This window comes from Bradyrhizobium sp. Ken01 (assembly GCF_055807355.1).
In genome coordinates this window covers 1-12,603 of the sequence record NZ_JBVVPC010000050.1, presented here as the reverse complement: position 1 = coordinate 12,603, position 12,603 = coordinate 1, and the positions used below count along the sequence as shown (strand labels likewise).

Here is a 12,603-nt window from a genome sequence, read left to right as displayed (position 1 = left end):
GCTGTTCCGAGAGACTTGACCCAGGTTAGTGCTCGCGAATGTTTTTGAGCGGATGGCTGGTTTTGAGTAATCGACGTAACTTACGTAAAGGCAATTTCGTCCCGAATCTTCTATTGTCGTTCCATGATCGACGTCCTGCTTGCCCGCGCTGAGCGCGCGATCGAAGCAAGCCGCGCCCTCCGGGCGCAGCGCAGAGCGGTCGCGGATCAGCTTGATGACGCCACGCGCGAGGTGCGCCGGGTGGTGATGGAAAGCGCGATGCTGCGCTCGGAGCTCAAGGCCCTCCGCGACAACCGGGAAGAGCAGGACCTCAGATACGGCGCGCCGCCGGAATAGGGGCCGACGACGCCAAACGTGCAGCGCGCGCCGGGACGGCACCCCACTCAACGCCGCTTCGCTGCTTTGGAGCACCTGTTGTAAGGCGAGCGGTTGACGGGCTTCAGCGAAATGCCTTCGTGCCGCGCCTTGCTGCGAATGGCGGCGACCGGGTGATGCTCCGCCGCTTCGTTTCGCATCGGCAAAATCACGCACCGTTAACTTATTGAAATGCCGGAACCTGCGGTTGCGGCCGAAGCTGCCAACACTGCCGGGCTGGGCCGCCCCAACCGGCATGAACTGTGGCCCCGGCGCCGACCTCCCGCCGGGGCCAATTCCTCCCATCCCAATTCCTTCCATCTGAAGGGCTTTGTGAAAGTACAATGACCGCGAAACGCAACCGCAGGAAACAGACCCAATCGCTCCAGGAGCGGTTGGCGGCATTCGCCCAAACCGCTCGCGAGCGCGCGCGCAGCCTGCCACCCGGCAAGGAGCGCGACATGCTGCTTCAGCGCGCCAAGCAGAACGAGGTGACCTCGAACCTGACGGACTGGCTAAGCGAACCCGTCTACCCGAGACGGGGAGGATGACGATGCGGAGCATCAAGCACTACCGCGCGTTCCAGATCGATCCGGACGGGCGTGTGTTTGGATGCATCAACCTGGTCTGCGACGATGATGAGCAGGCCAAGCGCGAGGCCGCCTCGCTCGTGCTGGTGCACCGCATCGAATTGTGGCGGCTGGACCAGCGCATCGCGCAATTCGATGTGCCGCCGGAAGTTGTCCGCCAGTAGAGCAGCGAGACGAGAGCGAGAAGGAACCGCGCGCGGCGCCCCGGGTTGGTCGGACTGTACCGACCTCGCGAGGAGCCAGCATGACGGAAGCCGACATTCGCAAGGGGATGCCGCCCGTCAAGCTCTCGCGCGAGGCCTTCGAGCGCCGCTACAGGAGCCGGTTCGTCGATCCCGCCTTTGCACCGCTCCAGCGCGAGCTCGACGCCATCGTCGGTGCGGCCTGGGATGCCTACAGCAATTCACGCAAGGCCCCGCTGACACGAAAGGCGGGCACTGGATTCTCCGATCCCGATTACGACATCGCCGTCGACTGGCTCGACGCGCGCGCGAAGATTCTGGCAGCGCAGCGGCGCCATGACGACGCGGACGAGACGCCGCGCATCCTCATCATCAACGGCTCGGCCCGCAGCGAGCACACCTGTCCCGGCGAGATGTCCAAGACCTGGCGCCTGGTCGAGCTCGCCGAGCCTGTCTTTGCCGAGCTTGGATTTGCCGTCGACATCCTCGATCTGTCGCGTCTGGCTTCGGAGTTCGGCAAGACGATCCATCCCTGCAAATCCTGCGTCGGAACCGCGATGCCGCTCTGCCACTGGCCGTGCAGCTGCTATCCGAACTATTCGCTGGGGCAGACCGACGACTGGATGAACGATATCTATCCGCTGTGGGTCGCGGCCCACGGCATCCTGATCGTGACGCCGGTGAACTGGTATCACGTGCCCGCCGGACTGAAGGCGATGATGGATCGCATGGTCTGCGCCGACGGCGGCAATCCCGATCCGACTTCGACCCACGGCAAGAAGGCTGCCGAGGCGAAGGCGCTGGAGCTGAAGGGCTGGCCCTATCCGCGCCATCTCGCCGGCCGTCATTTCGGCCTTGTCGTTCACGGCGATGCGGTCGGTGCCGAGGGCGTGCGCCGGGCCTTGTCGGATTGGTTGACCGATATGCAGTTGATCTCGGCGGGCCGCTTCGCCGAGCTCGATGGCTATGTCGGCTACATGGAGCCATACGCCACCTCGCACCGCGACCTCGATGACGACAGGGCATTCCAGACGGAGGTGCAGAACGTCGCGCGCGCGCTCGGCAATGCGGTCCGCCTGGCGCGGAGCGGACAGCTTCGCGAGCCCGGTGCGGGCCTGTCGGATCCAAACCCCAAATGAAGCCAAACTCCAGATGACTCGGAATGGTCAGCCGTATGATTGCCTGATCGTCGGCGGCGGCCCCGCCGGGCTGATGGCCGCGATCTACCTCGCGCGATTTCGGCGCCACGTCTGTGTCGTGGACGCGGGCGCGAGCCGGGCGGCGCTGATCCCGCGCAGTCACAATGTGCCGGGCTTCGTCCATGGCCTGTCCGGTACCGACCTGCTCGCGCGCATGTCCGCGCAACTGGGCGAGCTCGCGGTCACGCGCGTTGATGCCGAGGTCACAGCCTTGCGGCGACACGAGCGAGGTTTTCAGGCGATCTGGAACGGCGGCGCGCATACGGCCGCCACCGTCATCCTTGCCAGCGGCATCGTCGACGCCCATCCGCCGTTCGACGAATGGCGCGCGGCGGTCGCGGATGGGCTGTTGCGCTACTGCCCCGTCTGCGATGCCTTCGAGGCGATCGACCGCCGTATCGGCATCGTCGGTCCGCTTCACCGGGCCGCCGGCAAGGCGCTCTTCATGCGCGGCTACTCCCGCGACGTGACGCTGCTGGCTACGGGCGAGGAGGATGGGAAGGTCGCGGCACCGGAGCTGAATGAAGCGGGTGTCGAGATCGTCGTCGCGCCCGGCCTGCGCCTGAGGCGGAGAGACGACGGCGTCGAAGCCGTCTTCGCCGACGGCCGGACGGCGCAATTCGACATGGTCTATCCCGTGATGGGTGCGGAGGTGCGCTCGCATCTCGCGACGAATCTGGGGGCCGAACATACCGGGGAGGGTTACCTGAAAGTCGACGACCATCAGCGCACCTCGGTCGACGGGCTCTACGGCATCGGCGACGTCGTCACCGACCTGCACCAGATCTCGGTCGCGTTCGGCCACGCCGCGCTCGCCGCCTGCACGATCCACAACAGCCTGCCGCGGCGGCTGGCATGAGGAACGGGGTATCGGACATTGGCAACAGAATCATCCTCGAAGACCGCGGTCTATGCGGCGCTGTTCGGCAATGTCCTGGTCGCGGTCACGAAGATCGGCGCCGCCGCGTGGACGGGAAGTTCGGCCATGACGAGCGAAGCAGTGCATTCGCTCGTCGACACGACCAACGAGATCCTGCTGCTCTACGGCTACCGGCGCGCGAGCCGTTCGCCCGACGAATCCCATCCGCTCGGCTATGGGCGCGAGCTGTATTTCTGGAGCTTCATCGTTGCGTTGCTGATCTTCGCCCTGGGCGCCGGGGTCTCGCTGTATCAGGGCATTCTGCATGTCGCCGCACCCGAGCCGATCGAAAGTCCGATCGTCAGCTTCGTGGTGCTCGGGCTGTCGTTCCTGTTTGAAGGCGGCTCCTGGCTGGTTGCGCTGCGGCGCTTCCGGTCGGACGGCCGACGGTTCGGATATTACCAGGCTTTCGTTCGCAGCAAGGATCCTCCGGCATTCATGGTGCTGCTCGAGGACAGCGCGGCGCTGGTCGGCATCGCCATTGCCGCGGCGGCCACTGCAGCGGCCGTATGGCTGAGCCAGCCGGTCTGGGACGGGATCGGTTCGATCCTGATCGGGATATTGCTGGCGATCGTGTCGATCGGTCTCGCGCGCGAGAGCAAGAGCCTGCTGATCGGCGAGCCCGCCGATCCGGAGCTTGCGCGATCGGTCCTCGACATCGCAAGGCGTTCGCCCGGGGTGCTCAGGGCCAATGGCCTCCTGACGGTGCAGCTGTCGCCGGTCGAAATCGTTGCGGCGCTGAGCATCGAATTTGCGGATGACAAGCGCGCCGACGATATCGAGCGATGCGTCATTTCGATCGAGACCGAGATACGAAAGCGCCATCCGAGTGTGGCGGCGCTGTTCATCAAGCCGCAGACCGACGCCCGCTACCGGGCGGTGCACGCGAGGCGTTACGGCTAGCTCTTTGCGAGGTTCCCTGGACGTCACAATCGGCACGACGGCAGGAACGATCACAACATCCCCCTGGTTGACCGGGGCAGGGGGCGAGCATTGGAGACACCGGATGGCTCAATCCGAAGACATGACGCGCTGCATCGCGCTCTGCATGAGCTGCTACCAGACCTGCCTCGGCACCGCGATGAACCATTGCCTCGAGACCGGCGGCAAGCACGTCGAGCCCAAGCATTTCCGCCTGATGATGGCATGCGCCGAAATGTGCCGGACGGCGGCGCATTTCATGCTGATCAATACGCCGCATCACCGGCATACGTGCGGCGAATGCGCCGAAATCTGCAGCGAATGCGCCGAGGATTGCGAGCGGGTCGGTGGCATGGACGAGTGCGTCGCCATGTGCCGCTCCTGCGCACAATCCTGCCGTGCGATGGCGGCCTGAGGACAAGCCCATGCTGGAAGAGAAACTCACGGAAGCCATCGTCGAGGAGCTGAAGCGGCAGGCGGCCAACCGACCGCAATCGCTGAAGATCGAACGCGCGGAGGATGCCAAAGCCTCGGAGGAGCTGATCGTCAACGGCAAGATCGACTTGGCCGCGCTGGTCATGGTGATCGCAGGATCGGTCGCCGGCGGACCTTAGGTCCGGCCGGTCAACGGCGCCCTCAGCCATATTCCTCGCCGATACCGTATTCCCGGTAGATCTCCAGCGGATCGAGGTCGGGAAACAGCCGGCATTTGGCCTGGGCGAGATGCAGGGTCACAGCCGCCGGCTCCTTGCCGTTCGCGAGCATCTTGCGGATGTCGTCCATATGCGCGCTCGGCTGGTGCTTGGTGTCGAGCTGCTCCAGCGCGACCAGCGCAGTCGCCAGCGCCTCGGTCAGAACCCAGTCGTCGTGGCCGGTGATTCCCTTCTTCGGCATCGGCAGACCCCACATGTGGCGGCCCAGTCTATCGGCAGTTCGGCCAAATCTCCAAGGAGCCGTTGCAGCCAGGGCACGCGGAAGGCACCGGCGGCCGTGCTCCGGCTTGCATTATGGCCGGGCGTGGCTAAAAGGCGGCATTGCCGGGGCAATAGTATCTTTGTCGAAACAAAGTTGGCGTAGACGGGCCTGCGTTGGCATTCGGGCCGGCTGTTCCGGTTTGGGCTCCTGATCCCCGCATTCGCAACACGGTCCGGTTGCGCCACCCTTCAAGGCTTGAGCCCGCATGGTCTTTCTAAGCTTCGTCTATCGCTTCGTGACCAACTTCGCATTCATGGCGATGGTCTATTTCAGTCTGAATCTCATGGAGAAATACCAGAACCGGGCGATCATCGCGATCCTCGTGCTGGTCTATACCGGCATGCGTGCAGCTTCGACGCTGCGGGCGTTCTACTTCTACCAGAAGATCGAGAAGCTGGAAGCCGAGACCAAGCGCCTTCAGGCCCCGCTCAATGACGGCGCGGGCGGAACGAGTGTGCGCAAGCAGGTCGTGGTTGACGTCGCCCGGCTCAGGCGCGACGGCGAGGTCAAGTCCTATATGGACCTGTTCTTCTTGGCGTTGATCGTGTTGCTCTGCGTCGCCAACATCATGCGACAGTAGGCTCTACTGCGCGCGCTTCTTCAGGCTCGCCACACGGGTCGGGCGCGGCGCAGTGCTCTTAGGCGTAATGCTCTTGGGCGCAGTGCTCTTGGCTGCAGTGCCCTCGGCCTCTGCGGCATGCTTCGGTGTGCCACGAACAGCGTGCGCGGTGCGGGCAGCGCGCGACTTGCCGGCTTTGCCCTTGGCCGCACGGGGCGTCTCGGCCGCCATTGCCAGGCGCGTCGCGGCACGCCGCGACAAGGTCGTCGACAGCAGCACCTCGACCGAGCCCTCGGGGATCGCAAAGAGATCGCGGCCGGGCACGGGCAGGGTGGCCGCGACATTGGCGAGCGCCATGGTCTTGCGCGGCAGCAGCGGTTGATGCGCGGTCTGCGCGTTGAGGTCGGCCAGCGCGGGCGCCGCAAGCGTCTCGGTCTGCGCGAACACGAAGATCGGCACGGCGGGCCAGCGCGCGATCGGCGTGGTCTCGGTCGGCGGATGCAGCAGCCATTCCACCGGCGTTGTCGGCGTTGCCGGCTGCTCGGCGGTCGCGGGCACCACGTGCACGATGCGATAGCCGCGCGCCTTGAGGTCGCGGATGATCTTCGGCAGCGCCGCCACCGTGCGGGCCTGGATGTCGTGCAGCAGCAGGATGCCCTTGCCCTTGGCCTCAAGCCGCTGCATCGCGAGCTGATAGACGCGATCGGACGACACATGGCGCCAGTCGTCGGCCGGGAAATCGGCGCTCCAGACCTGGATGCCGCGCGAGATCAGAAGGTTCTCGACGCCGTCGGCGCGCATCAGGCCGGGAATGCGGAAGAACGGCGCGAGCTTGGACGGATCGGTCATTGCGGCCGATGTCCACTCGATGCCGCCATTGATCTGCGCCTCGGCCTTGTCGAGCGGCATCCGGTCCATTGTGAGCGGATGCGTCATGCTGTGCGTGCCGACGGTGTGGCCCGCCGCGACCAGCTTGCGCACGCCTTCCGGGTTCGCCTTGGCCTGCTCGCCGATGATGAAGAAGGTCGCCTTGATGCACTCGTCGGAGAGGATCTGCAGCACCTGGTTGGAATATTTCGGCAACGGACCGTCGTCGAAGGTCAGGACGACTTCATGGTCCTTCAGCGGCAGCGTCTCGCGGTACTGCATGGTGCCGATGCGGGGATGCTCGTGCGGATCGACCACGAGGGTGCGGGAGGTCCCGAGCGCGTCCGGATGGCCGGCGCAGTCGGCCGCAATCGCCGGCGAGCCGATGGTCAGGACACCCAAAAATCCGCCGAGGAATCCGCCAAAGCAAAGGACGATCCACGATCGCGTCCGGGCAACAAGGCTACTTCCGATCATGAACCCGGTCTGCCCTCTTACGCGATTGCCGCCATAGTAGGTCGGAGACATCGGCAAACGGTTCAGGCGCAAGAACCCCGACCCAGAACCCCGCCGCGACACGTCCCCTCGATACTTGCATGGCGTAGCATGAACAGACTGTTAATAGGGCCCAAATCACCCCATTTTGCGCCGGCGTGACATTCCGGCATCAACGTGCGTCGGCATTCTTCTGTGATGTGCCCGCCGGCACGACGTGAACCACCCGATAGCCGTTCTCCCTCAGATACCGCAGGAAGGCCGGCATGATCGCAGCCGTGCGCGCCTTGGGATCGTGGAACAGGATGATACCCTTGCCGGCGGCGGCGAGCCGCTCGGTGACGAGCTTCAATTCCTGCTCCGGCGTCATCTCGTTCCAGTCGCTGGCCCACAGGTCAGCCCCGAACACCACGATGCCGCGGGACTGGAGGAGGTCGAGCTCGGCTTGCGTCGCCTCGAAATAAGGAAACCGGAAAAACGGCGTCGACGGTGTCGTCGTCGGCGTGCCGTGCAGCGCCATCTCGTCGGCGGCAATGCCGCGGTCGATCTCGCTCTTCGCCTTGTCGAGCGGGATCCGCGCCATGAACGGATGCGAGAACGTGTGGTGGCCGATGCTGTGGCCCTCGCCGGCGATGCGCTTGACCATCTCGGGGTATTCGGAGGCGTGCAGGCCGATCAGGAAGAAGGTCGCGCGCACGCATTCCTGGGCCAGCGCCGCCAGCACCTTGGACGTCGTCGGCGGATACGGTCCGTCGTCGAAGGTCAGCACGACCTCGTGATCGGCGAGTGGCAAGGTCTGCGGAAAGCTCTTCAGGCCCACGCGCGGCGTGGTCTTGGCGTCGACGCTCAGAATGCGGGAGGTGCCGAGCGCGTCCTTGCGCGGGCACTCGGCGGCTTCGGTCGAGACGATGCCGCTGAGGGCCGCGAGGGCTGCGCCTGCCGCCATCGAGGTCCGCCTCAGTCGAAGCATCTTTGTCATTGCGCTCAGAGTTGCCTTGTGGGTATTGCCTGAACCAACAGCTCAGACCACTCGTTCCAACCTGTCGGACGGCGAGGCGCGCCATGGATGAACATCTGGACGGTGCCGCGTCTGCCGCGGAATCGGTACTCGACCACGTGCCGATGCGCAATGAAGACGGCGAAATTCGTCACGAATTCGTCGCGGAAATTGCCCATGCGATCGAGGCCGGCGACAGCGCCGCGTTGCGCGCTTGCGTTGCCGAGCTGCACGAGGCCGATCTCGGCGATCTCATTGGGGCTCTCGAGCCCGACGATCGGGTCCGCCTGGTCGAACTGACGGGGCGCGATTTCGACTTCTCCGCGCTGAACGAGCTCGATGAGGGCGTGCGCGAGGAGATCCTCGAGGAACTGCCGCCGCAGACGGTCGCCGAAGGTGTGCTCGAGCTCGAATCCGACGACGCGGTCGAGCTGCTGGAAACGCTCGATCAGGCCGATCAGGAGGAGATCCTCGAGAAGCTGCCGCTCAGGGAGCGCGTCGTGCTCGAGCGCAGCCTGCTTTATCCGGAAAATTCCGCCGGTCGCCGGATGCAGACCGAGTTCATCGCGGTGCCGCAGGATTTCACCGTGGGACAGGCGATCGACTACATGCGCGAGACGCCGGATTTGCCTGACCGCTTCTACGAGATCTACGTCGTCGACAAGGAGCAGCACTGGCAGGGCGCGGTCTCGCTCGACGTCCTGCTGCGCGCCCGCCGCCCGGTGGCGCTTGCCGAGCTGACCGACGAGGATCGCCGCCGCGTCTCCGTCCTGGAGGACCAGGAGGAGGTGGCGCGCATGTTCGGCAAGTACAATCTCGTCGCGGCCCCGGTGCTCGACACCCAGGACCGCCTCGTCGGCGTCATCACCGTCGATGACGTCGTCGACGTCATCGAGGAAGAGGCGGATGAGGACCTCAAGGCGCTCGGCGGCGTCAACAGCGACGAAGAACTATCCGATACCGTGTTCACCATTGCACGCGCGCGGTTCAACTGGCTGCTGGTCAATCTCGCCACCGCCTTCCTGGCGTCCTCCGTGCTCGGCCTGTTCGAGGGACAGCTCGAGAAGATGGTGGCGCTCGCCGTGCTGGCGCCGATCGTCGCAAGCCAAGGCGGCAATGCCGCGACCCAGACCATGACGGTCGCGGTGCGGGCGCTGGCGACGCGCGAGCTCGGCTCCTCCAATGCCTGGCGCGTGGTGGTCCGCGAGGGCCTGGTCGGCCTCGTCAACGGTCTCGCCTTTGCCGTGATCACGGGCGTCGCCGCGGTGGCCTGGTTCAGAATCCCGGGTCTCGGCATGGTCATCGGGCTCGCCATCATCGTGAACCTGTTCGCCGGCGCGCTCGGGGGCATCCTGATCCCGATGGCGCTCGAACGTGTGCGAGCCGATCCGGCGGTGGCGTCAGGCACGTTCGTGACAACGGTCACCGACGTTGTCGGCTTCTTCTCCTTCCTGGGAATTGCGACGCTGTGGTTCGGGTTGAGGTAGGAGCTGTTGAAGTCCCTAGCCTGGATGGAGCGAAGCGTAATCCCGGGCCGCTGCGTCGGCTCGATAGACGCCGCGGATTGCGCTGCGCTCCATCCGGGCTACTGGCCATCATCTTTAATCCGAACTTAAGCGAGCTGCCGCATCATCGTTCCCGCTTGGGGGAATGAGCATGCGTCTGCGGCTGAAGGCGGACGGACGGATCGTCGAGTTGCGGGACGGGCAGGAGTTTCCGGTCCAGCCGTTTCCAATCCAGCCGGTATCTAACGCAGCGCCGGCCGAAGCCAGCTCGCTCGCCGTGCGCGATTTGCGCCGCCGCGCCTGCCTGACCCAGATGGAGTTCGCGGCCAAGCTCGGCGTTCCCGTCGAGACCATCCGCAACTGGGAGCAGGGCAAGCGGGCCCCGCGGGGACCCGCCCGCGCGCTGCTCGCCGTGATCGCGCATGCGCCCGATACCGTGTTCCAGGCGCTCGCCAAAGCCTGAGCTCAAGGCCTGACGTCAAGGTCTGACGTCAAGGCTGTGCGCGAACCTCCCGTTAGCATTGCGCGCAAGATCCGGCCCGGCGGCCGGCGTCGTCCGTTGGCAGTGTCGCCCGCCGGGTTCATAATGACGCCGAGATCATGATTTGGGGCGACCGCGACAGAGAGGATTCCTCATGCTGTTCGTCGAGACCAAGGGCGCAAGAATACCGGCGATTGGGCTCGGGACCTGGGAGCTGAGCGGGCGCATGTGCGCCCGTGTGGTCGAGCAGGCGCTGCGGCTCGGCTATCGCCACATCGATACCGCACAGGTCTACGAGAATGAACGCGAGGTCGGCGACGGCTTGCGCGCCTCCGGCGTGCGCCGCGACGACATCTTCCTGACCACAAAAGTCTGGACCAACCATTTCGCGCCCCACGATCTCGAGCGCTCGGTCAAGGAGAGCCTGGCGCGCATGCGACTTCCCTCCGTTGATCTCCTGCTGCTGCACTGGCCCAATTCGCACGTGCCGCTGGAGGAGACGCTGGGCGCACTGTCGCATGCCAAGCGCATGGGCCTGACCCGCCACATCGGCGTCTCCAATTTCACCGTCGCGCTGATCGAGCAGGCGGTGGCGTTGTCGCCGGAGCCGCTGGCCTGCAACCAGGTCGAATACCATCCTTATCTCGACCAGGCGAAGGTGCGGGCGGCCTGCGATCAGCACGGGCTCGCCCTGGTCGCCTACAGCCCGATCGCCAAGGGGCGGATCAAGACCGACCAGACGCTTGCGGAGATCGGGCGGCTCCATCGCAAGACGCCGGCGCAGGTCTGCCTGCGCTGGCTGGTGCAACAGAATGTCGCTGCAATCCCGCGCACCTCGCGCGTCGAACGCCTGTCGGAAAACATCGAGATCTTCGATTTCGAGCTTTCCGACGACGAGATGGCCCAGATCGCCGCGCTGGCCAGTCCCAGGGGCCGCCTGACCGATTTCGGCTTCGCGCCAAAATGGGATTGAGAGGGGGCTGCCGTATGCTAGGACCAGCTTGGCAACCTGAAGTCAGGCGATGGAACTGCGGAAGATCATACGGACGGACATTGCAGCGTCGGCGATCGCCCATCTGACGCTGGTCGCGCTGATCATCGTGATCAGCGAAGTCCGTCCGTTTCACGCCAGCCCGCCCGAATCGGTTTCCGTCAGCATCGTGACGCCGGAGCAAGTGAAGCAGGAGGAGGCCAAGGCCGAGGAGAAGGCCGAAGAAAAGCTCAAGGCAAAGCCGCCGGAGCCGATCCCTGACCTGAAACTGCCGAAGCTGGATTTCACCGACAAGGACAAGGCGGCGGCCGCGCCGAAGCCCGAGACAAAGCAACAGGCCGCGGCACAGTCCTCGAAGCAGCAGGCTTCGAAGCAGCAGGCCTCGCCTGAACCGCCGCAGCAGAAACAGCCGCAGGCCCAGCCTTCGCAGACGCCGCCGCAGCAGCAGCGCGAGGCAAATGCGCAGACGCAACCGCAGCCTCAACAGCCACAGCCATCGCAGTCGCCGCCGCCTCAGGCGACGCCGCAGCCCCCGACCCCGCAGCCCCCGGCGCCACAGCTACTGCCACAAGCGATGCAGCAGCCGGAGGCCGCGCCGCCGCCGTCCTATCAGGCGCCGGAGCCCGACGTCACCGTCAAATACGGTGTCATGCTCGGCCTGCCGCCGGAATTGCCGACGGAGCTGCCGAAAGACCCCCCCAAGGACGATGGCGGCGATGCCAAGGATTCAATCGCGGCGAAGCTGCCGGCCGAAATCATCGCCGAACTGCGTCGTCACTTGCGAAGCTGCGCCAAGCTGCCGGCGGGCGTCGCGCCGACCGACAACGTCAACATCAAGCTGCGCACGGTGCTCGCGACCGACGGCACGCTGGCGCGCGAGCCGATCCTGATCGAAGCCCCGCCGTCCGCAAAGGGCGTGGCGCTCGTGAAGTCCGCCATGAGCGCGCTTCAGGCCTGCCAGCCCTACAAGATGCTGCCGGCCGACAAATACGGGGAATGGAAGGTGATGGACCTGCCGTTCAGCCCGCGGGATTTTGGCGGATAGCAGGTCATCGGGCTACGGACCGCCACTGTGTGTCGTCTCTGTCAATCCGCTGCCGCAAAAATATTCCACTTTACCGAAATTCGGTTTTGACGTATGTGTCGGTCATCCCGGCTCATCCTTGAGGGGCGATCTCGTTGTCGTCTTGATTGCGAGCCGGGCTTGCGGTGGACGCGGCAGCGTCGGCACGAGATGGTGCGGGCAGGGCGGGTAGTCCCTGTGAGCCCGAAAACCGCGTGCGGACGAGCGGCGCTGCTAGGCTTCGTCTCGCCTGCAAGTTTCCGGCTTCGTCGACACGGCCGGGAAAACTGCGGCGAAATGGCGGGCCGTGCGTACGGCAAAACCGTGTGGTCCTGGCCGTCGTTGCTACGGTCAAGTTTTCGCGGAGGTGTGTGCGAGCCCAACCGGGCGGACAGCATCATCCAAATTCGCGAGGCGAGGGAGGCCAAAAGGAAAGTTCGGCTCCCGGGAGAGCACGGCATAAGCCGTCCGACCATCGCGCAGGGAAGGCCGAGTGATTGGCACC

Annotated in this window: 16 protein-coding genes; 13 read left to right on the top strand and 3 right to left on the bottom strand. The window is 65.2% G+C overall.

Translation table 11 applies throughout. The features are described from left to right. Positions 1-123: 123 nt before the first annotated feature. From AC0L3S_RS32660 to AC0L3S_RS32625, 8 genes are all read left to right on the top strand, one after another. A complete protein-coding gene (locus AC0L3S_RS32660; protein ID WP_473266541.1) occupies positions 124-336 on the top strand; it encodes a hypothetical protein in 213 nt (70 codons plus the stop codon). A 362-nt stretch (positions 337-698) separates the two neighbouring features. After that, positions 699-905 carry a hypothetical protein gene (locus tag AC0L3S_RS32655; protein WP_018455208.1) on the top strand — a complete coding sequence of 69 codons (207 nt, stop codon included), beginning with the start codon at positions 699-701 and terminating at the stop codon, positions 903-905. A gap of 2 nt (positions 906-907) precedes the next feature. Further along, complete coding sequence (locus AC0L3S_RS32650; RefSeq protein ID WP_473266539.1) at positions 908-1,108, top strand: hypothetical protein; 201 nt, start codon at positions 908-910, stop codon at positions 1,106-1,108. 80 nt (positions 1,109-1,188) lie between these two features. Continuing rightward, positions 1,189-2,265, top strand: coding sequence for a flavodoxin family protein (locus AC0L3S_RS32645; protein ID WP_473283758.1), 1,077 nt, complete (start codon positions 1,189-1,191; stop codon positions 2,263-2,265). Positions 2,266-2,278: 13 nt separating this feature from the next. Further along, a complete protein-coding gene (locus AC0L3S_RS32640) occupies positions 2,279-3,184 on the top strand; it encodes an NAD(P)/FAD-dependent oxidoreductase (protein WP_473283756.1) in 906 nt (301 codons plus the stop codon). 18 nt (positions 3,185-3,202) lie between these two features. Then, on the top strand, positions 3,203-4,147 hold the full coding sequence (locus tag AC0L3S_RS32635; protein ID WP_473283750.1) for a cation diffusion facilitator family transporter: 945 nt from the start codon (positions 3,203-3,205) through the stop codon (positions 4,145-4,147). A gap of 103 nt (positions 4,148-4,250) precedes the next feature. Beyond that, positions 4,251-4,580, top strand: a complete 330-nt coding sequence (locus AC0L3S_RS32630) for a four-helix bundle copper-binding protein (RefSeq protein WP_007611368.1) — start codon at positions 4,251-4,253, stop codon at positions 4,578-4,580. Between the two features lie 10 nt (positions 4,581-4,590). After that, positions 4,591-4,779, top strand: a complete 189-nt coding sequence (locus AC0L3S_RS32625) for a hypothetical protein (protein WP_473283748.1) — start codon at positions 4,591-4,593, stop codon at positions 4,777-4,779. Between the two features lie 22 nt (positions 4,780-4,801). On the opposite strand, the gene AC0L3S_RS32620 is transcribed toward AC0L3S_RS32625, so the two are convergent. Further along, entirely contained in the window at positions 4,802-5,059 is a 258-nt protein-coding gene (locus AC0L3S_RS32620) for a hypothetical protein (protein ID WP_240543306.1), read from the bottom strand. A gap of 286 nt (positions 5,060-5,345) precedes the next feature. Between AC0L3S_RS32620 and AC0L3S_RS32615 the strand changes: the two genes are divergently transcribed. Next, entirely contained in the window at positions 5,346-5,720 is a 375-nt protein-coding gene (locus tag AC0L3S_RS32615; protein ID WP_473283746.1) for a hypothetical protein, read from the top strand. A 3-nt stretch (positions 5,721-5,723) separates the two neighbouring features. Here AC0L3S_RS32615 and AC0L3S_RS32610 read toward each other — a convergent pair whose 3' ends face one another. Both AC0L3S_RS32610 and AC0L3S_RS32605 read right to left on the bottom strand, forming a co-directional pair. Further along, the gene (locus tag AC0L3S_RS32610; RefSeq protein ID WP_473283744.1) at positions 5,724-7,043 is read right to left on the bottom strand and encodes a polysaccharide deacetylase family protein; all 1,320 of its coding nucleotides are present in this window, start codon (positions 7,041-7,043) and stop codon (positions 5,724-5,726) included. Positions 7,044-7,233: 190 nt separating this feature from the next. Then, positions 7,234-8,007, bottom strand: coding sequence for a polysaccharide deacetylase family protein (locus tag AC0L3S_RS32605; RefSeq protein ID WP_473283741.1), 774 nt, complete (start codon positions 8,005-8,007; stop codon positions 7,234-7,236). A gap of 116 nt (positions 8,008-8,123) precedes the next feature. On the opposite strand from AC0L3S_RS32605, the gene mgtE reads away from it, so the two are divergent. The 4 genes from mgtE (at position 8,124) to AC0L3S_RS32585 (ending at position 12,080) form a co-directional block, all read left to right on the top strand. After that, positions 8,124-9,545: a magnesium transporter gene (gene mgtE, locus AC0L3S_RS32600; RefSeq protein ID WP_473266525.1), complete on the top strand. Its 1,422-nt coding sequence runs from the start codon at positions 8,124-8,126 to the stop codon at positions 9,543-9,545. 163 nt (positions 9,546-9,708) lie between these two features. Beyond that, positions 9,709-10,026 carry a helix-turn-helix domain-containing protein gene (locus AC0L3S_RS32595; RefSeq protein ID WP_473283739.1) on the top strand — a complete coding sequence of 106 codons (318 nt, stop codon included), beginning with the start codon at positions 9,709-9,711 and terminating at the stop codon, positions 10,024-10,026. A gap of 172 nt (positions 10,027-10,198) precedes the next feature. Continuing rightward, on the top strand, positions 10,199-11,017 hold the full coding sequence (locus tag AC0L3S_RS32590) for an aldo/keto reductase (RefSeq protein WP_473266521.1): 819 nt from the start codon (positions 10,199-10,201) through the stop codon (positions 11,015-11,017). 49 nt (positions 11,018-11,066) lie between these two features. Then, positions 11,067-12,080, top strand: a complete 1,014-nt coding sequence (locus AC0L3S_RS32585; RefSeq protein ID WP_473283737.1) for a hypothetical protein — start codon at positions 11,067-11,069, stop codon at positions 12,078-12,080. The last annotated feature ends 523 nt before the right edge of the window (positions 12,081-12,603 follow it).